General features: G+C 59.6%; 28 protein-coding genes. 13 read left to right on the top strand and 15 right to left on the bottom strand.

The window, feature by feature from the left end; all coding sequences use genetic code 11:
- The first annotated feature begins 95 nt into the window (after window positions 1-95).
- Window positions 96-680 carry a CGNR zinc finger domain-containing protein gene (locus tag HKK54_RS28350; RefSeq protein WP_169388611.1) on the top strand — a complete coding sequence of 195 codons (585 nt, stop codon included), beginning with the start codon at window positions 96-98 and terminating at the stop codon, window positions 678-680.
- A 6-nt stretch (window positions 681-686) separates the two neighbouring features.
- Here HKK54_RS28350 and ada read toward each other — a convergent pair whose 3' ends face one another.
- From ada to HKK54_RS28325, 5 genes are all read right to left on the bottom strand, one after another.
- Window positions 687-1,751: a bifunctional DNA-binding transcriptional regulator/O6-methylguanine-DNA methyltransferase Ada gene (ada, locus tag HKK54_RS28345; protein WP_169388610.1), complete on the bottom strand. Its 1,065-nt coding sequence runs from the start codon at window positions 1,749-1,751 to the stop codon at window positions 687-689.
- 76 nt (window positions 1,752-1,827) lie between these two features.
- Window positions 1,828-2,508 (bottom strand): DNA oxidative demethylase AlkB, encoded by a 681-nt coding sequence (gene alkB / locus HKK54_RS28340; protein WP_169388609.1) that lies wholly within the window; start codon window positions 2,506-2,508, stop codon window positions 1,828-1,830.
- Window positions 2,498-3,214: a 2OG-Fe(II) oxygenase gene (locus HKK54_RS28335; RefSeq protein WP_169388608.1), complete on the bottom strand. Its 717-nt coding sequence runs from the start codon at window positions 3,212-3,214 to the stop codon at window positions 2,498-2,500. The genes alkB and HKK54_RS28335 overlap by 11 nt, the downstream gene beginning before the upstream one ends.
- An 82-nt stretch (window positions 3,215-3,296) precedes the next feature.
- Window positions 3,297-3,461 (bottom strand): hypothetical protein, encoded by a 165-nt coding sequence (locus tag HKK54_RS28330; RefSeq protein ID WP_169385834.1) that lies wholly within the window; start codon window positions 3,459-3,461, stop codon window positions 3,297-3,299.
- An 11-nt stretch (window positions 3,462-3,472) separates the two neighbouring features.
- Window positions 3,473-3,775 (bottom strand): DUF1883 domain-containing protein, encoded by a 303-nt coding sequence (locus HKK54_RS28325; RefSeq protein ID WP_010171402.1) that lies wholly within the window; start codon window positions 3,773-3,775, stop codon window positions 3,473-3,475.
- A gap of 213 nt (window positions 3,776-3,988) precedes the next feature.
- Here HKK54_RS28325 and HKK54_RS28320 point away from each other — a divergent pair, with 213 nt between their 5' ends.
- From HKK54_RS28320 to HKK54_RS28305, 4 genes are all read left to right on the top strand, one after another.
- Complete coding sequence (locus tag HKK54_RS28320) at window positions 3,989-4,339, top strand: hypothetical protein (RefSeq protein ID WP_010171399.1); 351 nt, start codon at window positions 3,989-3,991, stop codon at window positions 4,337-4,339.
- Window positions 4,340-4,533: 194 nt separating this feature from the next.
- Window positions 4,534-5,184, top strand: coding sequence for a c-type cytochrome (locus HKK54_RS28315; protein WP_029615925.1), 651 nt, complete (start codon window positions 4,534-4,536; stop codon window positions 5,182-5,184).
- The gene (locus tag HKK54_RS28310; protein WP_169388607.1) at window positions 5,181-6,101 is read left to right on the top strand and encodes a c-type cytochrome; all 921 of its coding nucleotides are present in this window, start codon (window positions 5,181-5,183) and stop codon (window positions 6,099-6,101) included. The genes HKK54_RS28315 and HKK54_RS28310 overlap by 4 nt, the downstream gene beginning before the upstream one ends.
- 63 nt (window positions 6,102-6,164) lie before the next feature.
- Window positions 6,165-6,395 carry a hypothetical protein gene (locus tag HKK54_RS28305; RefSeq protein ID WP_010171395.1) on the top strand — a complete coding sequence of 77 codons (231 nt, stop codon included), beginning with the start codon at window positions 6,165-6,167 and terminating at the stop codon, window positions 6,393-6,395.
- On the opposite strand, the gene HKK54_RS28300 is transcribed toward HKK54_RS28305, so the two are convergent.
- Entirely contained in the window at window positions 6,396-6,680 is a 285-nt protein-coding gene (locus tag HKK54_RS28300; RefSeq protein ID WP_003212581.1) for a hypothetical protein, read from the bottom strand.
- A 101-nt stretch (window positions 6,681-6,781) separates the two neighbouring features.
- Window positions 6,782-6,967, bottom strand: a complete 186-nt coding sequence (locus HKK54_RS28295) for a hypothetical protein (RefSeq protein ID WP_010171394.1) — start codon at window positions 6,965-6,967, stop codon at window positions 6,782-6,784.
- A gap of 306 nt (window positions 6,968-7,273) precedes the next feature.
- Between HKK54_RS28295 and galU the strand changes: the two genes are divergently transcribed.
- On the top strand, window positions 7,274-8,113 hold the full coding sequence (galU, locus tag HKK54_RS28290; RefSeq protein WP_003212579.1) for a UTP--glucose-1-phosphate uridylyltransferase GalU: 840 nt from the start codon (window positions 7,274-7,276) through the stop codon (window positions 8,111-8,113).
- A 103-nt stretch (window positions 8,114-8,216) separates the two neighbouring features.
- Window positions 8,217-9,575, top strand: coding sequence for a glutathione-disulfide reductase (gene gorA, locus HKK54_RS28285; protein ID WP_169388606.1), 1,359 nt, complete (start codon window positions 8,217-8,219; stop codon window positions 9,573-9,575).
- Here the strand turns inward: gorA and HKK54_RS28280 are convergent, their stop codons facing one another.
- Complete coding sequence (locus HKK54_RS28280) at window positions 9,576-10,583, bottom strand: DNA-binding protein (protein WP_169388605.1); 1,008 nt, start codon at window positions 10,581-10,583, stop codon at window positions 9,576-9,578.
- 161 nt (window positions 10,584-10,744) lie between these two features.
- On the opposite strand from HKK54_RS28280, the gene HKK54_RS28275 reads away from it, so the two are divergent.
- The 3 genes from HKK54_RS28275 (at window position 10,745) to ahpF (ending at window position 14,078) form a co-directional block, all read left to right on the top strand.
- Window positions 10,745-11,671, top strand: a complete 927-nt coding sequence (locus HKK54_RS28275) for a site-specific integrase (protein WP_169388604.1) — start codon at window positions 10,745-10,747, stop codon at window positions 11,669-11,671.
- Window positions 11,672-11,821: 150 nt separating this feature from the next.
- Window positions 11,822-12,385 (top strand): alkyl hydroperoxide reductase subunit C, encoded by a 564-nt coding sequence (gene ahpC, locus HKK54_RS28270; protein ID WP_003173835.1) that lies wholly within the window; start codon window positions 11,822-11,824, stop codon window positions 12,383-12,385.
- A gap of 127 nt (window positions 12,386-12,512) precedes the next feature.
- Window positions 12,513-14,078 (top strand): alkyl hydroperoxide reductase subunit F, encoded by a 1,566-nt coding sequence (gene ahpF / locus HKK54_RS28265; protein WP_169388603.1) that lies wholly within the window; start codon window positions 12,513-12,515, stop codon window positions 14,076-14,078.
- A gap of 63 nt (window positions 14,079-14,141) precedes the next feature.
- Here the strand turns inward: ahpF and gloA are convergent, their stop codons facing one another.
- Window positions 14,142-14,663 (bottom strand): lactoylglutathione lyase, encoded by a 522-nt coding sequence (gene gloA / locus HKK54_RS28260; protein WP_169388602.1) that lies wholly within the window; start codon window positions 14,661-14,663, stop codon window positions 14,142-14,144.
- A 193-nt stretch (window positions 14,664-14,856) separates the two neighbouring features.
- On the opposite strand from gloA, the gene HKK54_RS28255 reads away from it, so the two are divergent.
- The gene (locus tag HKK54_RS28255; RefSeq protein ID WP_169388601.1) at window positions 14,857-15,393 is read left to right on the top strand and encodes a DUF4946 domain-containing protein; all 537 of its coding nucleotides are present in this window, start codon (window positions 14,857-14,859) and stop codon (window positions 15,391-15,393) included.
- A gap of 169 nt (window positions 15,394-15,562) precedes the next feature.
- Here the strand turns inward: HKK54_RS28255 and HKK54_RS28250 are convergent, their stop codons facing one another.
- From HKK54_RS28250 to HKK54_RS28240, 3 genes are all read right to left on the bottom strand, one after another.
- Complete coding sequence (locus tag HKK54_RS28250; protein ID WP_010171383.1) at window positions 15,563-15,928, bottom strand: histone-like nucleoid-structuring protein, MvaT/MvaU family; 366 nt, start codon at window positions 15,926-15,928, stop codon at window positions 15,563-15,565.
- Window positions 15,929-16,124: 196 nt separating this feature from the next.
- Entirely contained in the window at window positions 16,125-17,669 is a 1,545-nt protein-coding gene (locus tag HKK54_RS28245; protein ID WP_169388600.1) for an EAL domain-containing protein, read from the bottom strand.
- A gap of 124 nt (window positions 17,670-17,793) precedes the next feature.
- Window positions 17,794-18,666, bottom strand: a complete 873-nt coding sequence (locus HKK54_RS28240) for a LysR family transcriptional regulator (RefSeq protein ID WP_169388599.1) — start codon at window positions 18,664-18,666, stop codon at window positions 17,794-17,796.
- A 76-nt stretch (window positions 18,667-18,742) separates the two neighbouring features.
- Between HKK54_RS28240 and HKK54_RS28235 the strand changes: the two genes are divergently transcribed.
- Complete coding sequence (locus HKK54_RS28235; protein WP_169388598.1) at window positions 18,743-19,666, top strand: DMT family transporter; 924 nt, start codon at window positions 18,743-18,745, stop codon at window positions 19,664-19,666.
- A gap of 248 nt (window positions 19,667-19,914) precedes the next feature.
- On the top strand, window positions 19,915-20,991 hold the full coding sequence (hppD, locus tag HKK54_RS28230) for a 4-hydroxyphenylpyruvate dioxygenase (RefSeq protein WP_010171376.1): 1,077 nt from the start codon (window positions 19,915-19,917) through the stop codon (window positions 20,989-20,991).
- A gap of 60 nt (window positions 20,992-21,051) precedes the next feature.
- Here hppD and rarD read toward each other — a convergent pair whose 3' ends face one another.
- From rarD to HKK54_RS28215, 3 genes are all read right to left on the bottom strand, one after another.
- On the bottom strand, window positions 21,052-21,933 hold the full coding sequence (gene rarD / locus HKK54_RS28225) for an EamA family transporter RarD (RefSeq protein WP_169388597.1): 882 nt from the start codon (window positions 21,931-21,933) through the stop codon (window positions 21,052-21,054).
- Window positions 21,934-22,073: 140 nt separating this feature from the next.
- The gene (locus HKK54_RS28220) at window positions 22,074-23,081 is read right to left on the bottom strand and encodes an aldo/keto reductase (RefSeq protein WP_169388596.1); all 1,008 of its coding nucleotides are present in this window, start codon (window positions 23,079-23,081) and stop codon (window positions 22,074-22,076) included.
- Between the two features lie 76 nt (window positions 23,082-23,157).
- On the bottom strand, window positions 23,158-24,060 hold the full coding sequence (locus tag HKK54_RS28215; RefSeq protein ID WP_010171369.1) for a LysR family transcriptional regulator: 903 nt from the start codon (window positions 24,058-24,060) through the stop codon (window positions 23,158-23,160).
- Between the last annotated feature and the right edge of the window lie 36 nt (window positions 24,061-24,096).

The raw sequence follows: 24,096 nt of genomic DNA, 5'->3' as shown, positions 1-24,096 counted from the left end.
TCAAATTAATTTAAGAGGTTACGTTTTTGTGGATTGGTAACTATCCAAAAGCCCAGTCAGCGGTTACGATGACCCGGACTTGAAGAGGATTCGCCATGACCGCCATCACCCCATCCCCGTTGGAACCCTACGTTCTGGCCGACCATCCGGTGCTGGACATGCTCAATACCCGGGCGAATGTCGACGGCGTGCCATTTGAATTCTGGCAAGGCGATGGCGATGTCGAGCGCTGGCTGGTGCGGCTGGGCTGGTGCGATGAGGGCACGGTGCCGGTGTTCGAGGAGGGCGCGCTGCTGGGCGCGGCGCGGGGCTTGCGGGAGGTGATCCGGCAGTTGCTCGAACAGCGCAAGGCCGGCGAGCAGGGCGACCCTGGCGCACTCAATGCATTTTTGCGCAAGGCGGTCAGTCACCCGCAGCTGGCTTGGCCGGCACCTGGCGAGTTGCGCCTGGAGCGACAGCGCAAACAGCAAACCGCTGAGCAGTTCCTGGCACCGATTGCCGAAGCCGCTGCGACGTTGCTGGTGGAAGGGGATTTCGGGTTGATCCGCACCTGTGAGCATCCCGAGTGCGTGCTGTGGTTTTACGACCGTACCAAGGGGCACAAGCGCCGCTGGTGCAGCATGGCGCTGTGTGGCAACCGGCATAAGGTGGCGGAGTTTCGCAAACGTAAACTCCACTAACCGTCTTCAGGATTCTGCCGGGCTTTCGCGCTGCAGCAGTTGGCGTTTGCGTTCAACGCCCCAGCGATAGCCCGACAGGTTACCGTCGGCGCGCACGACACGGTGGCAGGGAATCGCCACGGCCAGGCTGTTGGCGCCACACGCTTGAGCCACGGCGCGGTAGGCAGTCGGGGCGCCGATGCGCTGGGCGATCTCGGCGTAGCTGGCGGTGCAACCCACCGGGATTTCCCGCAAGGCCTGCCAAACCCGTTCCTGAAACGCGGTGCCACGCAAATCCAGGGGCAAATCCAGGCCCAGGGCCGGCGCTTCGATGAAGCCCACCACCTGGGCGATCAATTGTTCGAAGTCGTGATCGGCGCCCAATAGATTGGCACGGGGAAACTGGTCCTGTAGGTCGCGCACCAGTTTGTCCGGGTCATCCCCCAGCAGGATCGCGCATACGCCGCGATTGCTCTGCGCCACCAGGATCGCGCCCAATGAGCATTCGCCGACGGCAAAACGGATGTCTGTGTTGGTGCCGCCGGCTTTGTAGTCGCCAGGCTTCATGCCGAGCAATTGGTCGGCAGCTTCGTAAAAGCGGCTGTTGGAATTGAAGCCCGCGTCGTACAGCGCGTCGGTTACCGAGTGTTGGTCCTTGAGCCCGTCACGCACCTTGCGCGAGCGGTGGGCGCTGGCGTACCGCTTGGGCGTCAGGCCGGTCACCGCTTTGAACACCCGATGAAAATGGAACGGGCTCAAGCCGGCGAGGGCGGCCAAGGCTTCAAGGGACGGCAAGGTTTCGGCTTGCTCGATGTGTCGGCAGGCGCCTGCCACCAGTTGCGCATGGCGTGCGGCGACTTGGGTCTGGTCGCCCGAATAGCGTTTGTTGGGTCGGTAGCCCGCGGCTTCGGCCTGTTGCGGGGTGTCGAAGAATTCGACGTTCTCCGGGCGCGGCCGCCGTGCGGAGCTGCTGGGGCGGCAGTACACGCCGGTGGTTTTCACACCGTAGACGAAGGTCAAGTCAGCCTTGGCGTCGCGGGCGACGATGGCGGCCCAGCGTGGATCTTGTTCGGTGGCGTGGCGCGCGGTCATGGTGATGACTCCTGGTTGAGGAATGCCAGGTTAGTCCCGTGCGGCATTCCCATCACTCCGATGCTTGCGGTCAAATTCATCCGGCGGTTCGAAATGTCAGGTTGATACGCTGCGGCCCCATCACCGGATGAGTGCCGGGCTTGATCGGCATCACGCCATGAAAGCGCAGGCGGTCCACGCCGCCCCACACCACCACATCGCCATGGAACAGCGAGACCTTTTGTGGCTTGTCGCTCCGTTCATGGCCGCCGAACAGAAAGATCGCCGGCAAACCCAGGGACACCGAGACCACCGGGGCTGCGTAGTTGCGCTCGTTTTTGTCCTGATGCAGGGACATTTTGGCCCCCGGCACGTAGCGGTTGATCAGGCAGGCATCCGGCTCGAAATCAGCGAAACCCGCATCTGCTGCGGCCGTGATCGCCAGTTGGCGCAGTGCCTCGGGCAGTGCTGGCCAAGGTTGTCCGCTGTTGGGGTCTACCGGGGAGTAGCGATAGCCCGTGGGATCGGTTGTCCAGCCCAACTCCCCACAACTGCTCAACGCCGCCGACATGGTAAAACCGCCCGGCGTGACCATTTGCCGGAACGGCGACTGGGCCAATATGCGCCGCAGTTCCGGCAGCAAACGCTCGACCCAGGGCAGGGCATAGCCCTTGAGCACGCAGGACTGCTCGCCGATTTGCTCGCGCCCCGCGGGTTGCCGCAAGGCCTCGTCGGCAAACAGATCGAGGGTGGGGCCGGGATTGCTCTTACTGCGCATCGTGAAAAATCACTCCCAAGGTATGGCGCATGCCACTGTGCAGAACACTGACCCCATGGCGCAAGGTGACCCGATGAAAGCCCCTCACACTGGGCACGGGTCGCTGATTGACCGCGAAGACCACCGCGTCGCCCTTGTTCAGCGGTACGACATGGGCACGGGATTGCATTCTTGGCCGCTGTTCGGTCAGTACCAGTTCGCCGCCCTGGAAATCCTCTCCCGGCTGCGACAACAGGATGGCCACTTGTAAGGGGAATACATGTTCGCCGTACAGATCCTGGTGCAGGCAGTTGTAGTCACCGGGGCCATATTGCAGCAATAACGGCGTAGGGCGTTGCTGCCCGGCGGCGTGGCAGCGGGCGATGAAGTCGGCATGGTGCGCCGGGTAGGTGATCGGCAGGTTCATCCGCTCGTTCCAGCGATTAGCCTGGGGCGCCAGGTACCCATACAGCTGTTCACGCAGCTCGCAGATCGGCGAGGGCAACGGGTAGCGGAAGTACTTGTACTCGCCACGGCCAAAGCCGTGCCTGGCCATCAGCACGTGGGAGCGAAACAGGTCCTGTCGGGGATAATGGCTGCTGAGTGCTGCGCATTCACAATGCTCCAGCAGGCCCGGGATCAGCGCATTGCCCTGTTGATCGAGGTCTCGCTCGATCGCGTCCCAGTTCAGGTTGGCCAGGCGTTCTTGCAGTGGAGTAGGAGGCATCGACGAGTTCCTGTGGCAGCGGGTAAAGGCTGCCAGTCTAGGAAGTCGTCAGCGGCGTGACACTCCGATGCTTGCGCTCGAATTACAGGGCCTTGCTCACATTGATATCGGTGATTTCATCGCTGGCGTCGTGGATTTTCGCCAGGGCTTCCTTGGCTTCTTCGAGGCTGCCGGCCTGCAATTGGGCGAATTCGAAGCGGCGCTCACCGTTGAGTTTGTACTTGATCACATATTTGGTGGTAGTCACGGGCATTCCTGTCAGCTCAGTTTCGAATGGGTGCGGCGCACGATGCGGATCTTGTGGGACAAGGTCGGCTTCTTGGTCACGCTGATGGCACGGCGGGTCACGACGTCCAGGGTAATGTTCCAGAACCCGGTGCTCGGAGCGGTGATTTTTGCAGGGAACTTGTCAAATGCGCCGCCGTGGTAGGTATGGCGGCCACCGTTCTTGAAGCTGCGAAAGTTCGCGTCGCTCATCAGGCGGATGTTGCAGGTTTGCGAGCATTCAATGACGACGATATCTCCTTCATTAAGGTGTTCGCGCTGGTGGATGAATTTCATTGGGTGTCTCCAGAAGGGCTTTTTCTGAAAAATCAGAACGATACGTAGGTTAAGATGGAGTTTATCAGCCCCAGCACGTTTATTATCGGACCGTCGTCGACGACTTCGACAATTTAAAACAGTTATTTACCGAGTTATCAGGGATAAATCCAACGTGGGCGGGAGAAAAATACCTTCCTCGCTGTCGTAGGGTCTTTATCGGAGGTTTTTTATATGAAGTGGAGTGTGTTGGTTCTGGCCCTGGCGTTGGGTGGATGTGCTTCGGTGGCGGATATCAAGCAGACCCCACCGACGCTGGCAGTGATCTCGGGCAAAAAGCCGCAGGAATACGCGGCGTGTGTGGTTCAGAAATTGTCCAAAACCCGCAGGCCGTCCCAGATCGAGCCCCACAAGGAGGGTGTTCAAGTGATTGTGCCGCAGAAATTCTCTGCTGATCCGTCGGCTATCTTCGAAATCGAAGAGCGTTCCAGCGGCAGCAGCATCAAGCTCTACGAGAGCATGTCCAATGTGCCGATTCGCCCGGGTGACGTGAAGGCGGCCGGCGAGGCTTGCATTTCCGGTTAATCCGGTAGGTCACCCACTTTCGAATCCGATCAAGAAGCCCGACCTGCCATCGCAGTGTCGGGTTTTTTGTGCGCGATATTCAGCGCCTGGTTTTCCACTCGCCATTGGGTGTTGTGACAGTCCGATCATTACCCTACCATTTGTAGGCTTATGCCTGATTCGCCTAAGCATATAACTATAAAAATGGAGTCGTGATGATGTCTCTGGAACGAGTTCTGATGGGTAGCGCGTTGTTGCTGATAGTGGGCAGCGCCCACGCGCTAGAGGGAAAAAACGTGTTTACACAGGGCGGTTCCCAGCCGGGAGCGGCGCCCTGTGTGGCTTGCCACGGGGCTGATGGCCTGGGGCTGGCGGCGGCGGGTTTTCCGCGCTTGGCCGGTTTGCCTGCGGGTTATTTGCGCAAGCAACTGCAGGATTTCAAAAGCGGCGCGCGTAACAGTCCCGTGATGCAACCGCTGGCCAGCGCACTGACGGAAGAAGAAATCAACGCCGTGACCGAGGAGCTGGCGGCAATGCCCGCGCCGGCGCCTGTCCCGGTGCACCGCAGCGATATGCCAACTGACGCTGCGCAAAAGATTGCCATGCAAGGCGCGTGGGAGCGCCAGATCCCGGCCTGCGTCAGTTGCCATGGCCCGGCCGGCGTGGGTGTCGGCGAGGCATTTCCACCCTTGGCCGGGCAATCGGCAGCCTACCTGGCAGCGCAGTTGAACGCCTGGCGCAGTGGTACACGCCATAACGATCCGAACGATCTGATGGGGCATGTCGCCAAATCTCTCAGCGCTGAAGAAGTGCAGGCGGTGGCCACTTATTTCGCGTCGCTGAGCGGCCAGGAGGCCAAGCCATGAAGCGTTTCTTGTGTGCGCCGTTGCTGGGAACCCTGATCAGTGTGCCGGCCCATGCGGCCACCATCGCCATGGAGGACCAGTCACAGTTGCAGCCTGCTGCTCATCCTGCGGCCGAGCAGTTCCAGCCGCCGAAAGAGAGTGAGCTGCCGGACAACGCCTACGGCAAGCTGGTTAAACAGGGTTACGCGCTGTTTGTCGACACCAAGCGCCTGGCGCCGCAGTTTGTCGGCAATGGCCTCAATTGCAGCAACTGCCACCTGGACCAGGGACGCCTGGCCAACTCCGCGCCGCTGTGGGGTGCCTATCCGATGTACCCGGCGTATCGAAAAAAGAACGACAAGGTCAACACCTTCGCCGAGCGCCTGCAGGGTTGCTTCCAGTTCAGCATGAATGGCGGCACGCCACCGGCAGCAGACAGCCCGGAGATTACTGCGTTGTCGGTGTATGCCTACTGGTTGGCGAGCAAGGCTCCCTTGGGCGTCGAACTGCCGGGGCGTGGCTACCCGGACGTGCCGGCCCCCGACAAGGGGTATGACCTGGCCCAGGGCGCTGAAGTCTATAAGGGCCAATGTGCCGTTTGTCATGGTGCTGAAGGCCAGGGCCAGAAAGTCGGCGACAGCTACGTGATGCCGCCACTCTGGGGTAAAGACTCCTACAATTGGGGCGCGGGGATGCACCGGATCAACACGGCAGCGTCCTTCATCAAGCACAACATGCCCCTGGGCAAGGGCGGCAGCCTGACCGACCAACAGGCCTGGGACGTGGCGGCCTACGTCAATCGCCACGAGCGGCCTCAGGACCCGCGCCTGGTGGAAGGCTCCGTGGAGAAAACCCGGGTGAAGTTTCACGCCAATGATGGCATCAATCTTTACGGGCAGACGGTCGATGGCGTGCTGATTGGCCAAGGCATCCGTTAAACTGTCGATCACCCATAAAAAATGCCGCTGAATCAGCGGCATTGTCTTTTCGGATATTCAGTCATGAAGCGTGAGCAAGTCAGAGAGCGACATGCAGGGGGTCATATTTCTGCGACCCATGTGATTCAAAATCCTGCGGATACAGGCGAGTGGATCGTATTCTTCAAGAAGAGCGGCGGTCGCAGCTATTTCCTGGTAGATGACCAAGATGAAGTCGAATCCTTCTCTCGCCTGGACGACTTGATCGAGACCATTCGCGGCCTGGGCATCAAGTTCGCCGAAATTCACATGTAATTACTTACAGACCACGGTCACGCTGCGGGTTTTGTAGTTGCCGACATCCTTGCCCAGGGTCTTGTCGCTTTCTTTCAGGGCTGGCGTACCTTCAGTGCCGACAATCCGGTAACCGGTGCCCGCGCAGGACGCGTCCGCCTTTTCATAGCAACTGGCCCAGGAGTTGGCTTCGCCGGAGCAGTCGATAGCCAGTCCTTGTTCGCCGTTTTTCAGGACGGTGTCGGAGGTGGTGGTGCAACCACCCGTAAGCGCCAGTACCGCAATCAGTGCCAGAATCTTGTTCATGTAGGAGTCGTCATCAGGGTGTTGGAAGGGAGCGCTGACACTGTCTTGTGGTGAGGGGGCTTGCCCCCCGTTGGGCTGCGAAGCAGCCCCTGAAACAGGCCTTACTTGGTCTTGGGACGTTTGCTCGACGCGTGGCCTGCTTCATCCACAAACACTTCGGCCACCGCAATGGCTTGGGCTTCGCTCGCGAATGCCCCGGCAACGCTGTCGCCGTGGAAGTTGATCAAGTGCCAGCCGTCCGCTCGCTTGGTGATCAGGTAGCCGTTCACGCCTTTTGGTTCTGACATCTATCAATCTCGTTGTTTGGTTCAGGCTGCAATGATAGCGCCAAACGGCGTGGGGCGGCGCAAGTTGTTGCAGGTCAGTGCCGATCGCGATAAAGCGTGCTAAAAAGGTTGAAGCCCTTTGAATGACGGGCGCAAGCCGACGATTTTTAACAGCGACGAAGGCACTTGATTGAATGCCGGCGGAACTTACGCCGACATTTTTTCTCTATGTTGACATCGCAACGCCAGCAGGACCCATTGTAAGGTGACTGCGGCCTGATTAGACTGCGCCGAATTTCGTACGCACAGCCCTTTGTAAGGACTCATATGATCAAGAAATGCTTGTTCCCAGCAGCCGGTTACGGCACTCGCTTCCTGCCAGCGACCAAGGCCATGCCCAAAGAGATGCTGCCGGTGGTGAACAAGCCACTGATCCAGTACGGCGTTGAAGAGGCACTGGATGCCGGCCTGAACGAAATCTCGATCGTGACCGGCCGTGGCAAACGCGCCCTGGAAGACCACTTCGACATCAGCTACGAGCTGGAAAACCAGATCAAGGGCACCGACAAGGAAAAATACCTGGTCGGCATCCGTAAACTGCTCGACGAGTGCTCGTTCTCCTACACCCGCCAGACCCAAATGAAAGGCCTGGGCCACGCGATCCTGACCGGTCGCCCGCTGATCGGTGACGAACCGTTCGCCGTGGTACTGGCGGATGACCTTTGCGTAAACCTGGAAGGCGACGGCGTGCTGACCCAGATGGTCAAGCTGTACCAGAAGTACCGTTGCACCATCGTCGCGGTTCAAGAGGTTGACCCTCAGGAAACCAACAAGTACGGCGTGATTGCCGGCGACGATATCGGTGATGGCCTGATCCGCGTACGCGACATGGTTGAAAAACCGGCGCCGGAAGATGCCCCATCGAACCTGGCGATCATCGGCCGCTACATCCTGACCCCGGACATCTTCAAGCTGATCGAAGAGACCGAGCCAGGCAAGGGTGGCGAGATCCAGATCACCGACGCCCTGTTGAAGCAGGCAAAAGACGGTTGCGTGATTGCCTACAAGTTCAAAGGTCGTCGTTTTGACTGCGGTGGCGCTGAAGGCTACATCGAAGCAACCAACTTCTGCTACGAGCACTTCTACAAGACTGGCAAGGCTTACTGATTCACGGTTGCCTGCTTGATCTGGGAAAGCCACCTTCGGGTGGCTTTTTCGTTTTTCGGCCCCATGTAAGCAGGTATGCTGTTGTCCTGCCGAGGAGAGTGAAATGGCCTACGATTTTGACCTTTATGTAATTGGTGCCGGTTCCGGCGGTGTGCGCGCTGCGCGATTCGCTGCAGGTTTTGGCGCCAAGGTGGCGGTAGCGGAAAGCCGCTACCTGGGCGGTACCTGCGTGAATGTGGGCTGCGTGCCGAAGAAGCTGCTGGTGTACGGCGCACATTTCGCCGAAGACTTCGAGCAAGCCAGCGGTTTTGGCTGGTCCCTGGGTGAAGCCAGCTTCGACTGGGCGACCCTGATTGCCAACAAGGATCGCGAGATCAACCGCCTCAATGGCATCTACCGCAACCTGCTGGTCAACAGCGGCGTGACCCTGCACGAAGGGCATGCGCGGCTGGTGGACCCGCACCAGGTGGAAATCAACGGCGAGCGCTTCACCGCCAAACACATTCTGGTAGCCACCGGCGGCTGGCCGCAGATCCCGGAAATCCCGGGGCGCGAGCACGCCATTGGCTCCAACGAGGCGTTCTTCCTCAAAGAACTGCCCAAGCGTGTGCTGGTGGTCGGCGGGGGGTATATCGCCGTCGAGTTCGCCGGGATTTTCCACGGCCTGGGCGCGCAGACCTCGCTGCTGTATCGCGGTGACCTGTTCTTGCGCGGTTTTGACGGTTCGGTACGCACACACTTGAAGGAAGAACTGACCAAGCGCGGCCTGGACCTGCAATTCAATGCCGACATCGAGCGTATCGACAAGCAGGCCGACGGCAGCCTCAAGGCCACCTTGAAAGACGGTCGCGTGCTGGAAACCGATTGCGTGTTCTACGCCACCGGCCGGCGCCCGATGCTTGATAACCTGGGGCTGGAGAACACCGGCGTCAAGTTGGACAAGCGTGGTTTTGTCGAAGTGGACGACCTTTACCAGACCGCTGAGCCGTCGATCCTGGCGATTGGCGATGTGATCGGTCGTGTGCAACTCACGCCGGTGGCGCTGGCTGAAGGTATGGCCGTGGCGCGTCGCTTGTTCAAGCCTGAGCAGTATCGCCCGGTGGATTACGCGATGATCCCGACCGCGGTGTTCAGCCTGCCGAACATCGGCACCGTGGGCCTCAGCGAAGAGCAGGCGCGTGAGGACGGCCACAAGGTGCAGGTTTTCGAAAGCCGCTTCCGGCCGATGAAGCTGACCCTGACCGAGTGCCAGGAAAAGACCCTGATGAAACTGGTGGTGGATGCCGAGACTGACAAGGTCCTGGGCTGCCATATGGTCGGCCCTGACGCTGGCGAGATCGTGCAGGGCCTGGCGATCGCACTCAAGGCGGGCGCGACCAAGCAGCATTTCGACGAAACCATCGGCGTGCACCCTACGGCGGCGGAAGAATTCGTCACCATGCGCACGCCGGTGGCGCAGTAATCAGCCCTCGGTAGTTGCCTCTGGCGCCGTCGCAACGACGGCCGCCAGGCGCAGCGCCTCGATGCTGGCCTGGGCTTTGACCAGGTCCAGCTCCAGGGTCTTGTTGACCTGCTGGTGTTCGGCCAGCGCTTCCTGACGTGCCTGATTCTCCAGTTGTGCAACCCGCAAGCGTTCCTGCAACAGGGTGCGCTCGCTGTCGATCACATTCACCTGTTCGCTCAGCTGGCGCTGCTGTTCGCGGTCCTGGCGGGCCTGTTCCTGCAAGGCGCTCAGCTCTTTCACTGTCACCCGATGCTCAATCAGCAGGCGCTCGTTATCGCGGTGCAGTTGGGTGATCTCATCCTGGCGCACCGTCGCGCTCTGCTGGGCCTGGCGCAGCTCTGCCTGTACCTGCTGCAACTGTCCTTCATGGCGGCGCTGTTCCTGCTCGCGCTGATCCTTGATCGCGTTGCGGTAATGCTCAAGGGCATCCCGGGCATGCAGGTGCTTCTCTTCCAGTGAGCGAATCTGCTCGTCTTTATCGTTGATCCGCAGCTCGTAATCGCTGCACGCCTGGCTCAGCCCGGCGTTGCGGGTTTGCTCGGTTTGCAGGCTGGAGCGGGTGCTTTGCAGGGCCGCGCTTTCATCGGCCAGGGCGGCTGCCTGGATATCGAACTGTTGCTTGAGTTGGCTGTGGGCGCCTTCCAGCGCTTCGGCCTGGGCGAGCAGGGCGGCTTTCTGTTGCTGGAACTGCGCCAGGGCCAGGTCGATAGGCTCCTGGGCCTTCTCCTTGAGGCGCTGGGCCAGGCGTGCCACCAGTTCGCCCAGCTCGTCGTCGATGGGCGCTTCAGTGATGGTCTGGCGGGTTTCGCTTTCGTCCAGCTCCTTCAAATAGCGATGAATCGTGGTTTTCGAGCCGGTATTGCCCATCTCGATGCGTACGGCATCGATGCTTGGGTTTTCGCCGCGGGCGAGGATCGCCAGGCGTGCCGTTTGAACTACTGCTTTATTGATGCCGCCGCGAGCCATGGAGTCTCCGTCGATTTAGTACTGTGGTACGTAGTATGTATATACGTACTATATCACGATTATATTTAAGCTTAAATTGTTGATTTAACAGATGGGATATTGGCGTATTATCCCGTGTGACAAGGGTTTATGAGTGGATGTCGCCCAATGGCAGTACAGGTATGAGTGAACTGGACCGTTATCTGAATGCGGCCACTCGGGATAACACCCGCCGCAGCTATCGGGCGGCGATCGAGCATTTCGAGGTGAATTGGGGTGGGTTTCTGCCGGCCACCAGCGACAGCGTGGCGCGCTATCTGGTGGCGCATGCGGGCGTGCTGTCGGTCAACACGCTAAAGCTGCGTTTGTCGGCGCTGGCTCAGTGGCACACCAGCCAGGGTTTTCCCGATCCGACCAAGGCGCCGGTGGTGCGCAAAGTCCTGAAAGGCATCCGGGCCGTGCACCCGGCCCAGGAAAAGCAGGCTGAGCCTTTGCAGCTCCAGCACCTGGAACAGGTGATTGATTTCCTTGAGCGGGAAGGCAGCGACGCCCGAGGCGCCGAAGATCATCCGCGCTGGCTTCGGGCCAAGCGTGACGCGGCGTTGATCCTGCTGGGGTTCTGGCGCGGCTTTCGTAGCGACGAGTTATGCCGGTTGACTATCGAGCACGTGCAGGCGGTGCCAGGCTCGGGCATCACCCTGTATTTGCCACGCAGTAAAAGTGATCGGGAAAATATCGGCCGCACCTACCAGACACCGGCGTTGTTACGCCTGTGTCCAGTCCAGGCCTATAGTGAGTGGCTCAGTGCCTCGGCGCTGGTGCGCGGCCCGGTGTTTCGCGGCATTGACCGCTGGGGCAACCTGGGCGAGGAGGGCCTGCACCCCAACAGCGTGATCCCGCTGTTGCGCCAGGCCCTGGAGCGCGCCGGCATTGCGGCCGATCAATACACCAGCCACTCCTTGCGCCGGGGCTTTGCCACCTGGGCCCATCGCAGCGGTTGGGACTTGAAGTCGCTGATGACTTACGTCGGCTGGAAAGACATGAAATCCGCCATGCGCTATGTTGAAGCGACACCCTTTCTCGGCATGACCCGCGCAGCCCTCGAGTGATTGAAGGTTTCTTCTATTAATACAGTCCCTTGATAGCGAAAACCAATCGTCAGCATGAGGTTTGCCAATGAGCCATCGGCCAGGAGAGTGGGTAGGATTCACCTCATCAACTTACTAAGCCCTTCTACAAACCCTGACGGAGAGTCAACGATGCCTATCATCAACAGCCAAGTAAAACCGTTCAAAGCTACCGCCTACAAAAACGGCAACTTCGTAGACGTGACTGATGCTGACCTGAAAGGCAAATGGTCTGTCGTCTTCTTCTACCCAGCCGACTTCACCTTCGTCTGCCCAACCGAACTGGAAGACCTGGCTGACAACTACGCCGAATTCCAGAAACTGGGCGTCGAAATCTACAGCGTTTCCACCGACACCCACTTTGCTCACGCTGCCTGGCACAACACTTCGCCAGCCATCGGCAAAATTCAGTACACCATGATCGGCGACCCGACCCTGACCATCTCCCGCAACTTCGACGTACTGATCGAAGAAGCAGGCCTGGCAGACCGTGGCACCTTCGTGATCAACCCTGAAGGCCAGATCAAAATCGTTGAACTGAACGATGGCGGCGTAGGCCGTGACGCTTCCGAGCTGCTGCGCAAAATCAAGGCCGCTCAGTACGTTGCTGCTCACCCGGGCGAAGTGTGCCCAGCCAAGTGGAAAGAAGGCGAGGCCACCCTGGCTCCGTCCCTGGACCTGGTCGGCAAGATCTAAGTCTGTGAAATGCCAAGGGCGGGTTACCGCACCTAAGTAAGCTGCATCCGCCCTCAAAACGCCCGGGCGAGATTCGCTCGGGCGTTTTTTTGTCTGCAATAAACCGAATTAATAGGAAATCGCCCGTATGTTGGACGCCAATCTTAAAGCTCAGTTGAAGTCATACCTGGAACGGGTCACCCAGCCGATCGAGATCGTCGCCTCCCTCGACGACGGTGCGAAATCCCAGGAAATGCTTGCCCTCTTGCAGGACGTAACCAGCCTCACCACGCTGATTACCCTGAAAACCGATGGCAATGATGCGCGCAAGCCATCGTTCTCCATCAACCGCCCGGGTGCCGATATCAGCCTGCGTTTCGCCGGCATCCCCATGGGCCACGAATTCACCTCCCTGGTGTTGGCGCTGCTGCAAGTCGGCGGCCACCCCTCGAAGGCCAGTGTCGAAGTGATTGAACAGATCCGCGCCCTTAAAGGCGAGTTCAGCTTCGAGACTTACTTCTCGCTGTCGTGCCAGAACTGCCCGGACGTGGTCCAGGCGTTGAACCTGATGGCAGTGTTGAACCCGAATATCCGCCACGTCGCCATCGACGGTGCGTTGTTCCAGGCCGAGGTCGATGATCGTCAGATCATGGCGGTGCCGAGCGTTTACCTGAACGGTGTGAACTTCGGCCAGGGCCGTATGGGCCTGGAAGAAATCCTCGCCAAGCTCGACACCAGCGGCATCGAAAAGGCCGCCGAGAAAATCAGCGCCAAAGATGCGTTCGACGTACTTGTCGTCGGCGGCGGCCCAGCGGGCTCGGCAGCCGCCATCTACGCTGCACGTAAAGGCATCCGCACCGGTGTTGCGGCTGAGCGCTTCGGCGGGCAGGTACTGGACACCATGTCGATCGAGAACTTTATCTCGGTACAGGAAACCGAAGGGCCGAAACTGGCCAGCGCCCTGGAAGCCCACGTGCGTCAGTACGACGTGGACATCATGAACCTGCAGCGCGCCACTGCGCTGGTCCCGGCGAAGAACGCGGGTGAACTGCACGAAATCCGTTTTGAAAGCGGTGCGACCCTCAAGTCCAAGACCGTGATCCTGGCCACCGGTGCCCGCTGGCGCGAAATGGGTGTACCGGGCGAGCAGGAATACAAAGCCAAGGGCGTGTGCTTCTGCCCGCACTGCGATGGCCCGTTGTTCAAGGGCAAGCGTGTGGCGGTGATCGGCGGCGGTAACTCCGGCGTTGAGGCAGCCATCGACCTGGCCGGTATCGTCAGTCACGTGACCTTGCTTGAGTTCGACAGCAAGCTGCGCGCCGACGCCGTGTTGCAGCGCAAGCTGTACAGCCTGCCGAACGTTGACGTGATCACCAGCGCGCTGACCAGTGAGGTCAAGGGCGATGGCCAGAAAGTTACCGGCCTGGCCTACAAGGATCGCGACAGCGGTGAGTTCAAGACGATTGACCTGGAAGGCATCTTTGTACAGATCGGTTTGCTGCCCAACACCGACTGGCTCAAAGGCACTGTGGAACTGACTCCACGTGGCGAGATCATCGTCGATGCACGTGGCGAGACGTCACTGCCCGGTGTTTTTGCCGCCGGTGACGTAACGACTGTGCCGTACAAGCAGATCGTGATCGCAGTAGGCGAGGGCGCCAAGGCTTCCCTGAGTGCTTTCGACCACCTGATCCGCACTTCCGCCCCGGCGTAAATTCTGGCCCGGAAATGAAAAACCCCATGAGTGATCATGGGGTTTTTTATTGCCTGCCAAATCTTACAGCGGTGTTGGCTGAATGATCTCAACCCAGTAAGAGTCCGGGTCTTTCACGAAGGCCAGGCTTTTCATGCGGCCATCACTCAGGCGCTTCTGGAAGTCGCAACCCAGCTCTTCAAAGCGTGCGCAGGCCGCGACGATGTCCGGTACCGAGATGCAGATATGGCCAAAGCCACGCGGGTCGGTGTTGCCGTTGTGATAGGCAAAGTCTGCGTCGTTTTCGGTGCCGTGGTTGTGGGTCAGTTCCAAGATGCCTGGAATCGACTTCATCCACTGGGTGCGCTCGGCGGCGTCGGCCGGGATCTGGGCCTTGTCGACCAGGGCCAGGAAGTACAGGCTGAATTCGGCTTCCGGGAAGTCACGTTTTTCAACCAGGGAAAAACCCAGGACGCGGGTGTAGAAATCCAGCGACTTGGTGATGTCCTTGACCCGCAGCATGGTGTGGTTGAACACGAAGTTCGAGGTGGCGGTGTCAGGTTGGGCGGTGACGCCCGGGAATGTGTTCAGTTCGTGCAGGCTCATGGGCCCTCCAGAGAAGAATGGGGCAAACGTGGCTCCGGTTGGAGCATCCCTTGGCTTGCGGCTGGCATCCTTGCAGCCGGTCCATGATACGCAGCCATGCCTGCTGCGCCAAATGAAAAAGGTCACGCAGCCCTTGCGAGCAGCGGGTGCGGGGGGCCAAACTTTGTCGCTTGAACCTTGAGTGTTTTTCGCAATGATCGGATTTCGCGCACCGCTGTTAACGACCCTGGGCCTGTTGTTGGGCAGCACCGCCGCATGGGCGGCTGACCCGGAAATTCATTGGCCCAGCGGCTGGCAGGTGGAGGAGGTGGTGCCCGACGATCAGGCGCCGGCTCAGCCTTCCACAGTGTCGCGCCAGCGTGCAATAAAGAATGATGAAAATGGTGCGACGTTAATGGTCATGGAGTTGACGGGCACCCCGATCGAAGTGGGGCATACGGTCAACCTGCAAGGTGTGCTGCTGGAAATGCGCAAATCCATCCAGAAGGACTTTGCCCAGGGTGGTTATCAAAGTGTGTGCACCAAGATGCACCCCACAACATTGAGCCGGCTTGAAGCATTGGAAACTACCTGTGTCATCACCGAGAACGGTCGGCACGTGCTGTCGCAAACGTTGGTCGGGGCGCTTGATACCGATAAGGCCTATGTTTTTTCATACGCAGGCCAGGCCGAAGCTTACGAGTCCAGCAAGGACGAAGTCAGTTCGGTGCGAGACAGCCTTAAACTTTGAGCGCTGTAGGCAGCGCAGAAAATATTCGATTTGAACAAAGTGAAATGTTTTTTAAAGTTCGTTTTTGAAAATGCCACGGTACTATTTTGTTTCAATATTGCTGCCCGAAAACAAGAAAGCCCTGCATGTGCAGGGCTTTTCTTAGTGCGTTTGTACTAGCCGCAAGGCATTAGCCGCGAAGCCAGGAATCTACAGTGGCTGCGCCGTACTGTTCTTTCCATGCCTTCAGGCCGCGGTGATTGCCGCCCTTGGTTTCGATCAGTTCGCCAGTGTGCGGGTTGTGGTAAACCTTGACCACACGTGCGCGGCGCTGTTTTGGTGCGGCGGCGACGGAAGCGCCGGACTTGCTCGGGTTAGGATCCAGGATGGAGATGATGTCGCGCAGGCTTTTGCCGTAGGTTTTCATCAGCCCTTGCAGCTTTTCTTCGAATTCGATTTCTTTCTTCAAACCAGCATCGTTCTTCAGGGATTCCAGCTGGGCAAGCTGCTCTTGAAGGGCTTTTTCTGCTGCGCGAAATTCGGCGAGTCTGGACAAAATCTATACTCCAATAGTGTATTTGGCTGATATCTACTGCAAACAAAGCGATAAGCCAAGAGCCTTAAGGCGACTCAATGAAAGTGGCCCTCCTGCCAATTCAGCACAGGCAGGAAAAATTGTAGTAGTTAATCAGCCATGAGTAAATCATGTCTTTTGTATAATTAACAATATTTCCATTGAAGTGGCTGGCTATTCAATGGCCGTTCAGGAATCTAATGAACTCGTCGCAAGGAACAGGCTTGCCAAACAGGTAACCTTGCAAGAAATCCACGCCTTGAGCGGCGAGATAATCGCATTGTTCTTGTGTTTCGACGCCCTCTGCCACGATGCCCAGGTCGAGCTTGGTGGACAGTTCAATGATGCTGTCGAGTATATGCCGCGAGAGTGCATCAACACCGATCATCGCTACAAAGCTTTGATCTATCTTCAAGTAATCGACATTGAAGTTGCGCAAATAACCCAGGCTGGAATGGCCGGTGCCGAAGTCGTCGATCGCGATCATTACCCCCATTTCATGCAGCGCCTGGAACAACTGGCGGGTGATGTCGGTGGGCTCGATCAACTCGCGCTCGGTCAATTCAAGTACCAGGATCACCTTGCCCGGCGGGAAGGCAGCGAGGAATTCGCGGCAGTCCTCCACCAGCTCCAGGTCGTGACAATGGCGGGCGGTGATGTTGATACCTACATGAAAGTTGTCAGCAAATTGCGCGGCGTGGGGCGCCAGTTGTGCGGCGGTCCGGCGCATCAGGGCGCGGGTCATTGGCACGATCAGGCCGGAATGTTCGGCCAGGGGGATGAACAGGTCAGGGCGCACCAGGCCTTCCTTCGGGTGATTCCAACGCATCAGCACTTCGCAGCCGGCCCACTGGCGAATGTTGTCGCCACGCACCACGGGCTGATAATACGGAATGAATTCATTGGCGCCCAAGGCCCGCTGCAGTTCATGGGTCGGTGCTGACGAGCGTTTTTGCAGCCAGTGCGCGAGCAGGCCCGCCAGTACGCCAAAAAACACCACCAGGACGAACAGCGCCGGAAACCGGTCTTTCATGTAGCGCCATGTTTCGCCTTCCGGCATCCCGACTTCCACGCTGTAGGTATACCGCTTGGAATCGAGATGATGCTGGGCCACGGCAAAGGTCGGCAGCGCCGTGTTGTGAACTTTGCCATCTGCCGACAGCCAGTTGGGCCCGACCTGCAGCACCAGGTCGGCAAAACGGCTGATCAGGCGCAGGGCGTTGGTCAGGTGGTAGCCATCGATAGACGCAAACGCGCCCCGGTCACCTTCGGTGAGGCGATACACCAGCAAGGCGGTGTCGGGCGTGACCGGGTTGCCTTTCATCAGCCAGAGGCGGCCATCGACGTAGTCTTCAGGGTTGACCGGCGATTGGTAGTTGCCGCCAAACAATGAGCTGCAATAAATGTTTCTCTGCCAGGACAAAGTCGTGGCGCGCACGAAGGGGCGGCGGGTGACTTGTTCGCGCAGTGCCAGTTGTGTCGGGTTATCACATTCATGGCCAGCCATCGGCAACAGGTCCTGGGCGGCGAGGGCGGTGTTGTCGAGCATCAAGTCGAACTGGCGCACGGCCTCCTGTGCCGTCTGTGCAGTGCTGTACTCCAGGGTGCGCCCGGCTTGCCAATACAGAATAAACACACCCAGTAAAATCGGCAGCGCGCCACTGAGCAGGGTGATCAGGTGGCGAGTGGAGGCTTTTCGTGGGCCTTTGACGGTCAGTGGCATTAGTGCGGCCTGTAACGGGAGGGGGCGATAAGACGCTCAAATGCGGTCGGGACAACCACGGCGGCCTTCCAACAAAGCGTATTGGTATTGGCCATGATAGATGGCGCCACGCGAGCGCGCATGTTCAATCAAGCGGCAAGCGTGTGGCCAGTTCAACAAATGCCAGGGTCGCTGGCGACGACTGTCGCCGATCCAGTACCGCCAGCCCCACCTGACGCTTGACGACGGGCTTGAGGGGCTTGATCAGGTACGCGGCGTCCGTGGACTCAGGCAGCGACAACTCGGCGACGATGGTCACGCCATCGCCCCGGCGTACGGTGTCCAGGGTGCTGAGCAACTGCGAACAGCGGTAACGCACGTCCGGCTGTAGCCCGGCACCGACGAACAGCCTTGAGACCAGTTCGGACGAGCCGGCCTGGGTCAGGATAAAGGGTTCGCCGCACAGGGCCTTGAGGCTGACACTTGGCAGCGCGCCAAGGGGGTGGCCTGACGGCAGCAGCGCGACCAACTGGTCCTCGATTAACGGGAACGTATCGAAGCGCTCTTCGGGCAGCACCACGAACGCCACGTCGACGCGCCGCTCTTCCAGCCACTGCATTACCTGCCGATCCGGGCCTTCATCCACATGTACCTCAATGCCCGGATGCAATTGGCGAAAGTGCTGCAGAATCCTGGGTAACAATCGAATCGACGAAGTGGGCCCGAACGACCCGATGCGCAACGTCCCGCGCTTCATGCCGCGGGCGTCGGCGGCTTCCTGTTGCAGTGTGTTGGCCAGCCCGAGCATGGCCCGGGCGCGCAACAGCAGTTGTTGGCCGATATCACTGAGTTCGACCTGGGATTGATGGCGGCGAATCAACTCGACCCCCAACTCCTGCTCCAGGGATTTGATCGCGTGGGACACCGCCGACTGGCTGATGCCCAGGCGATTGGCAGCGCTGGTGAAACCTTGCAGCTCGGCCACAAGGGAGAATATTTCCAGCTGGGTAAGGGTCATGAGTATTTACTCATTTTACGATGACAAGGGATTAGCCAAACAATAAGCCAATCCTGAATGTTTGAGTAGAAATCCGATGACACCGACCTCTGACCGTCTCACGTATCTGAAACTGGCGGCCGTGACCATGATCTGGGGCGGCACCTTCGTTGCCGGACGTTATCTGGCCGCTGGCCTGGACCCGCTGCTGGCGGCGACCGTGCGTTTTTTGCTGGCCAGCGTGGCGTTGCTGGCCTTCCTGGGCGCGGCGCGAATTCGACTGGTACGCCCGACCACCGCGCAGCTTGCGCAACTGACCGTCCTCGGCTTTTTCGGGATCTTTTTCTACAACCTGTGCTTTTTCTACGGCCTGCAGTACATCAACGCGTCCCGGGCGTCGCTGATCGTGGCGCTGAACCCGGCAGTGATTGGCCTGGCTTCGTGGGTGTTGTTCAAAGAGCGCCTGGAGCCGCTCAAACTGCTGGGTATTGCGCTGTGCCTGGGCGGTGCGGGGCTGGTGATCGTCAGTCGCAACCCGCAGCTGTTGCAGGGCGCTGCGAACGCCTGGATCGGTGACCTGCTGATTTTTGGCTGTGTGGTGGGGTGGGGCGTGTATTCGCTGTTCTCCCGCGGCCTCAACCAGAGCCTGGGCCCCTTGCAAACCGTGACCTGGTCGATCCTGTTGGGCACGCTGATGCTGACACTCACCACGCTGGTGACGGGGCGATTGACGGTGGATGCGTTGGGCGCGATTGATCTGCCCCAACTGACGAGCTTGTTGTACCTCGGCGTGCTGGGCTCGGCGCTGGCCTACATCGGCTATTACGATGGCCTGCGCCGTATCGGCGCCACCCGCGCGGGTGTGTTCATCGCCCTCAATCCGCTGACGGCGGTGATCTGCGGTGCATTGCTGCTCGGCGAACAACTCACCGCGCCGATGCTACTGGGAGGGGCCGTGATCCTGCTGGGCATCTACCTGTGCAACAAACCCCTTGCGCGGGTGAGGGCAATGGGGATTTGATAAGAGTACGGACAAATCTGTTTACGCTGTGTAGAATCGATTTACGCATACAAGAATAAGGACTTGCGCTAACGCAAGCCTCGCCCGTCAGAGACTGATGTAATCATGAAGCTACTCGGGTCCGCCCTCATCTTTGGTGACTTCCTCGCCCGCAGCGTGCGGGGTATCTCCTGTGCGCCGCCTGCCCACCTCATCCTTGCTGGCAACTAACGACATCCGTTAATGACAAGAATGATGAGGCACCGAAAATGACAGACCTGTACGAAAACCCAATGGGCCTGATGGGCTTTGAGTTCATCGAATTCGCATCGCCAACCCCGGGCACCCTGGAGCCGATCTTCGAGATCATGGGCTTCACCAAAGTGGCGACCCACCGTTCCAAGAACGTGCACCTGTACCGCCAGGGCGAGATCAACCTGATCCTCAACAACGAACCCAACAGCATCGCTTCCTACTTTGCGGCCGAGCACGGCCCGTCGGTGTGCGGCATGGCGTTTCGCGTCAAGGACTCGCAACAGGCCTATAACCGGGCCCTGGAACTGGGCGCCCAGCCTATCCATATCGAAACCGGCCCGATGGAACTGAACCTGCCGGCGATCAAGGGTATCGGCGGCGCGCCGCTGTACCTGATCGACCGCTTCGGCGAGGGCAGCTCGATCTATGACATCGACTTCGTGTACCTCGAAGGCGTCGAGCGCAACCCGGTGGGCGCCGGCCTGAAAGTCATCGACCACCTGACCCACAACGTGTACCGCGGGCGCATGGTCTACTGGGCGAACTTCTACGAGAAGCTGTTCAACTTCCGTGAAGCGCGTTACTTCGATATCAAGGGCGAATATACCGGCCTGACCTCCAAGGCCATGAGCGCCCCGGACGGCATGATCCGCATCCCGCTGAACGAAGAATCGTCCAAGGGCGCCGGCCAGATCGAAGAGTTCCTGATGCAGTTCAATGGCGAGGGCATCCAGCACGTGGCGTTCCTCACCGACGACCTGGTCAAGACCTGGGACGCGCTGAAGAAGATCGGCATGCGCTTCATGACCGCGCCGCCGGACACCTACTACGAAATGCTCGAAGGCCGCCTGCCGAACCACGGTGAGCCGGTGGACCAACTGCAAGCGCGGGGCATCCTGCTGGACGGTTCGTCAGTGGCGGGCGACAAGCGCCTGCTGCTGCAGATCTTCTCGGAAACCCTGATGGGCCCGGTGTTCTTCGAGTTCATCCAGCGTAAAGGTGATGACGGTTTCGGCGAAGGTAACTTCAAGGCACTGTTCGAATCCATCGAGCGCGACCAGGTACGTCGCGGTGTGCTCACCGCTGACTGATGGTTGATGTAAAAAAGCCCGGTCGTGGATATCCGCGACCGGGCTTTTTTTTGCCTGCAATCAGGCTTTGCGCTGGCGAACCAGGTGCTTGAACCCTTCGTACACCAGCACCATCACCGCCAGCCAGATGGGTATATAGGTCAGCCACTCACCGGCCTTGATGCTTTCTCCCAGCAGCAACGCCACCCCGAGCAACAGCACCGGCTCCACATAGCTGAGCAGCCCGAACAGGCTGAAGGCCAACAAGCGGCTGGCGACGATGTAACACACGAGAGCCGATGCACTGATCACGCCCAGCATCGGGATCAAGGCGTACAACCCCTTGTGGGCATCGAGCACCGCAAAGCCCTGTTCGCCGCTTTGGACGAACCATAACGCCACTGGCAACATCAGCGCCATATCGAGCCACAGCCCGCCAAGGTGGTCGGTCTTCAGACGTTTGCGCACGATGAAGTAGATCGGGTAACCGATGATCACCACCAGCGTGGCCCAGGAGAAACCGCCTACCTGGTACAACTCGTTAAGCACGCCGCAAGCTGCAAAAAACACCGCGACCTTTTGCAGGCGTGACAGCTGTTCGCCATACACCAGGCGCCCGGTGAGCACCATGGTCAACGGCAGCAGGAAATACCCCAGCGATACATCCAGGCTGCGACCGTTGAGCGGCGCCCACATGAACAGCCACAACTGCACCCCCAGCAAGGCCGAAGACAACACCAGCCCGCCGATCAAACCGGGTTTGGCTGCGGCCAGCCGAACCAACTCCCAGGCGCGGCGCCACTCGCCGCTGACGATCATGAACACGGTCATGCAGGGCACTGTCAGCAGCATCCGCCAGCCGAAGATCTCCAGGCCGCTCAAGGGCGTAAGCAGCGACGTGAAGTAATACATCACGGCAAACAACACCGAGGCCAATACCGATAACACAACACCTTTAGACACGCTGTCCTCGCGAAAACCGATGACTACAAAAGAGGGGAAATTTCAGGGAGGGAATATAGTGCTTTTGCGGTGAGATGTTTGTGCTGTTTTGTGGTGAGGGGACTAGCCCCCTCACCGCAGGTCAGGTGTAGCCCGCTCGGCTATCGTGCAATCCGACCCGACACGAAATGGCTCACATCATTGAATCCCGGCGTCGAGGCATGCCCCGGTGTCACCAGCGAATCAATAAACGCCTCATCCTCCGCCGTGATCTTCACCTCCAGCGCGCCGGTGTAGGCGTCCCACTGCGCCTCGGTGCGCGGCCCGACAATCGCCGAGCTGACCGCCGAGTTGTTCAGCACCCAGGCAATCGCGAACTCGACAATCCCCACGCCGCGGCCCTGGGTGTATTGCTGGATCTGCTGGGCGATGCGCAGGGACTCGACGCGCCATTCGGTTTCCAGGATGCGCTTGTCCTGGCGCCCGGCGCGGCTGCCGGCTTCAGGTGTCACGTCCGGCGCATATTTGCCACTGAGCACGCCTCGGGCCAGCGGGCTGTAAGGCACCACGCCCAAACCGTACGCGGCAGCGGCGGTGATCTGCTCCACCTCGGCCTGGCGGTTGACGATGTTGTACAGCGGCTGGCTGATGATCGGCTTGTCCACCCCCAGGCGCTCGGCCACACGGATCACTTCAGCGATGCGCCAGCCGCGGTAGTTGGACAGGCCCCAATGGCGGATCTTACCCTCGCGGATCAAGTCGCCGATGGCCGAAACCGTCACCTCCAGCGGCGTGTTGTGGTCTTCACGGTGCAGGTAGTAGATGTCCAGGTAATCGGTGTCGAGGCGCGTCAGGCTGGCTTCCAGCGCATTGAAGATCCGTTTGCGGTTCAAGCCGCTGCGGTTTGGCAGACCATCCACGGGGCCGATGCCCACCTTGGAGGCCAGCACCCAATCCTGGCGCTGGCGGGCGATGGCTTCACCGACGATTTCCTCGGAGCGCCCGCCGGTGTAGACGTCGGCGGTGTCGATAAAATTGATGCCTTGGTCCCAGGCCTTGTCGATGATGCGCAGCGAATCCTCAGTGTTGGTCTGCTCGCCAAACATCATGCTGCCCAGGGTCAGCGCGCTGACTTTCAACCCGGACTGGCCCAGTGTGCGGTAAATCATCGTGAACACCTCAAAAGGGGGAGACAGTACTTACCCAATACCAGAGAGCAAGGCTCTGGAACAAGCCCTGCGACGGTTATTGCGGTAATAGTTCGGCGCAGCGCTGTTGCAGGAAGCGGTGCAGGACCTTGACCCGTTCCGACACTTGCAGCCGGTGCGGGCACATCAAATTGAACGGCGTCGGCTCGCCTTGCCAATCGGTGAGCAACGGCACCAGGCGTCCGGCCTTGATATCGCGGGCCACATCCAGCCGCGCTTTGTAGGCGATGCCATGGCCGGCCAGCGCCCAGCGCCGCACGATCTCGCCGTCATCGCTCAGGTAGTCCCCTGTCACCTCGACTTCCTGGAGCAGGGCGCCCTGGCGAAAGTACCAGGTGTTGTTCGCACGGCCCTGGCGCATGTAGCGCAGGGTGCTGTGTTGCGCCAAGTCCTGGGGCGTGCGCGGTGTGCCATGGCGTGCCAGATACTCAGGACTGGCACACGCCACGCGCTGGTGATCGGGCACCACCGGCAGGGCCACCAGGCTGGAATCCCGTGGCACGCCAAAGCGCAGGGCAATGTCGACGGTCTCGCGGAACAGGTCGGCATTGCTGTCGTTGAGCAGCAACTGAAGGCGCACGTTCGGGTGTTCGAGCTTGAACTCGTCCAGCCAGCCCAGCAGCACATTGCGCCCGAAATCCGAGGGCGCCGCCAATTGCAGCAAGCCACTCAAGCTCTGGCCTTGCTGCTTGATCGCCTGTTCGCCTTCCGACAACGCCTCCAGGGCCACACGCACGCTGTCGAGGTAGCGCCGGCCTTCTTCGGTCAGCCGCATGCTGCGGGTGGAGCGCGCCAGCAGCCGGATGCCCAGGCGGGTTTCCAGGCGCTTGAGGGCGATACTGGCTGCGGCCGGAGTCAGGCTGAGGCTACGAGCAGCCGCGGACAGGCTGCCCGTATCGGCCGTACGCACGAAGACTTCAAGGTCGAGGATCGAACTCATCTGTAAAAATCCTTTAAAGATCTTGTCGTTTTACCG

This window comes from Pseudomonas sp. ADAK13, from assembly GCF_012935715.1.
GTDB lineage: Bacteria > Pseudomonadota > Gammaproteobacteria > Pseudomonadales > Pseudomonadaceae > Aquipseudomonas.
This window is presented reverse-complemented; position numbering and strand designations above follow the sequence as displayed.

Coding starts and splice junctions, on each gene's coding strand:
- HKK54_RS28350 (WP_169388611.1), top strand. CDS start 96: ATGACCGCCATCACCCCATCCCCGTTGGAACCCTACGTTCTGGCCGAC.
- ada (WP_169388610.1), bottom strand. CDS start 1,751: ATGACCGCGCGCCACGCCACCGAACAAGATCCACGCTGGGCCGCCATC.
- alkB (WP_169388609.1), bottom strand. CDS start 2,508: ATGCGCAGTAAGAGCAATCCCGGCCCCACCCTCGATCTGTTTGCCGAC.
- HKK54_RS28335 (WP_169388608.1), bottom strand. CDS start 3,214: ATGCCTCCTACTCCACTGCAAGAACGCCTGGCCAACCTGAACTGGGAC.
- HKK54_RS28325 (WP_010171402.1), bottom strand. CDS start 3,775: ATGAAATTCATCCACCAGCGCGAACACCTTAATGAAGGAGATATCGTC.
- HKK54_RS28320 (WP_010171399.1), top strand. CDS start 3,989: ATGAAGTGGAGTGTGTTGGTTCTGGCCCTGGCGTTGGGTGGATGTGCT.
- HKK54_RS28315 (WP_029615925.1), top strand. CDS start 4,534: ATGATGTCTCTGGAACGAGTTCTGATGGGTAGCGCGTTGTTGCTGATA.
- HKK54_RS28310 (WP_169388607.1), top strand. CDS start 5,181: ATGAAGCGTTTCTTGTGTGCGCCGTTGCTGGGAACCCTGATCAGTGTG.
- HKK54_RS28305 (WP_010171395.1), top strand. CDS start 6,165: ATGAAGCGTGAGCAAGTCAGAGAGCGACATGCAGGGGGTCATATTTCT.
- HKK54_RS28300 (WP_003212581.1), bottom strand. CDS start 6,680: ATGAACAAGATTCTGGCACTGATTGCGGTACTGGCGCTTACGGGTGGT.
- HKK54_RS28295 (WP_010171394.1), bottom strand. CDS start 6,967: ATGTCAGAACCAAAAGGCGTGAACGGCTACCTGATCACCAAGCGAGCG.
- galU (WP_003212579.1), top strand. CDS start 7,274: ATGATCAAGAAATGCTTGTTCCCAGCAGCCGGTTACGGCACTCGCTTC.
- gorA (WP_169388606.1), top strand. CDS start 8,217: ATGGCCTACGATTTTGACCTTTATGTAATTGGTGCCGGTTCCGGCGGT.
- HKK54_RS28280 (WP_169388605.1), bottom strand. CDS start 10,583: ATGGCTCGCGGCGGCATCAATAAAGCAGTAGTTCAAACGGCACGCCTG.
- HKK54_RS28275 (WP_169388604.1), top strand. CDS start 10,745: ATGAGTGAACTGGACCGTTATCTGAATGCGGCCACTCGGGATAACACC.
- ahpC (WP_003173835.1), top strand. CDS start 11,822: ATGCCTATCATCAACAGCCAAGTAAAACCGTTCAAAGCTACCGCCTAC.
- ahpF (WP_169388603.1), top strand. CDS start 12,513: ATGTTGGACGCCAATCTTAAAGCTCAGTTGAAGTCATACCTGGAACGG.
- gloA (WP_169388602.1), bottom strand. CDS start 14,663: ATGAGCCTGCACGAACTGAACACATTCCCGGGCGTCACCGCCCAACCT.
- HKK54_RS28255 (WP_169388601.1), top strand. CDS start 14,857: ATGATCGGATTTCGCGCACCGCTGTTAACGACCCTGGGCCTGTTGTTG.
- HKK54_RS28245 (WP_169388600.1), bottom strand. CDS start 17,669: ATGCCACTGACCGTCAAAGGCCCACGAAAAGCCTCCACTCGCCACCTG.
- HKK54_RS28240 (WP_169388599.1), bottom strand. CDS start 18,666: ATGACCCTTACCCAGCTGGAAATATTCTCCCTTGTGGCCGAGCTGCAA.
- HKK54_RS28235 (WP_169388598.1), top strand. CDS start 18,743: ATGACACCGACCTCTGACCGTCTCACGTATCTGAAACTGGCGGCCGTG.
- hppD (WP_010171376.1), top strand. CDS start 19,915: ATGACAGACCTGTACGAAAACCCAATGGGCCTGATGGGCTTTGAGTTC.
- HKK54_RS28220 (WP_169388596.1), bottom strand. CDS start 23,081: ATGATTTACCGCACACTGGGCCAGTCCGGGTTGAAAGTCAGCGCGCTG.
- HKK54_RS28215 (WP_010171369.1), bottom strand. CDS start 24,060: ATGAGTTCGATCCTCGACCTTGAAGTCTTCGTGCGTACGGCCGATACG.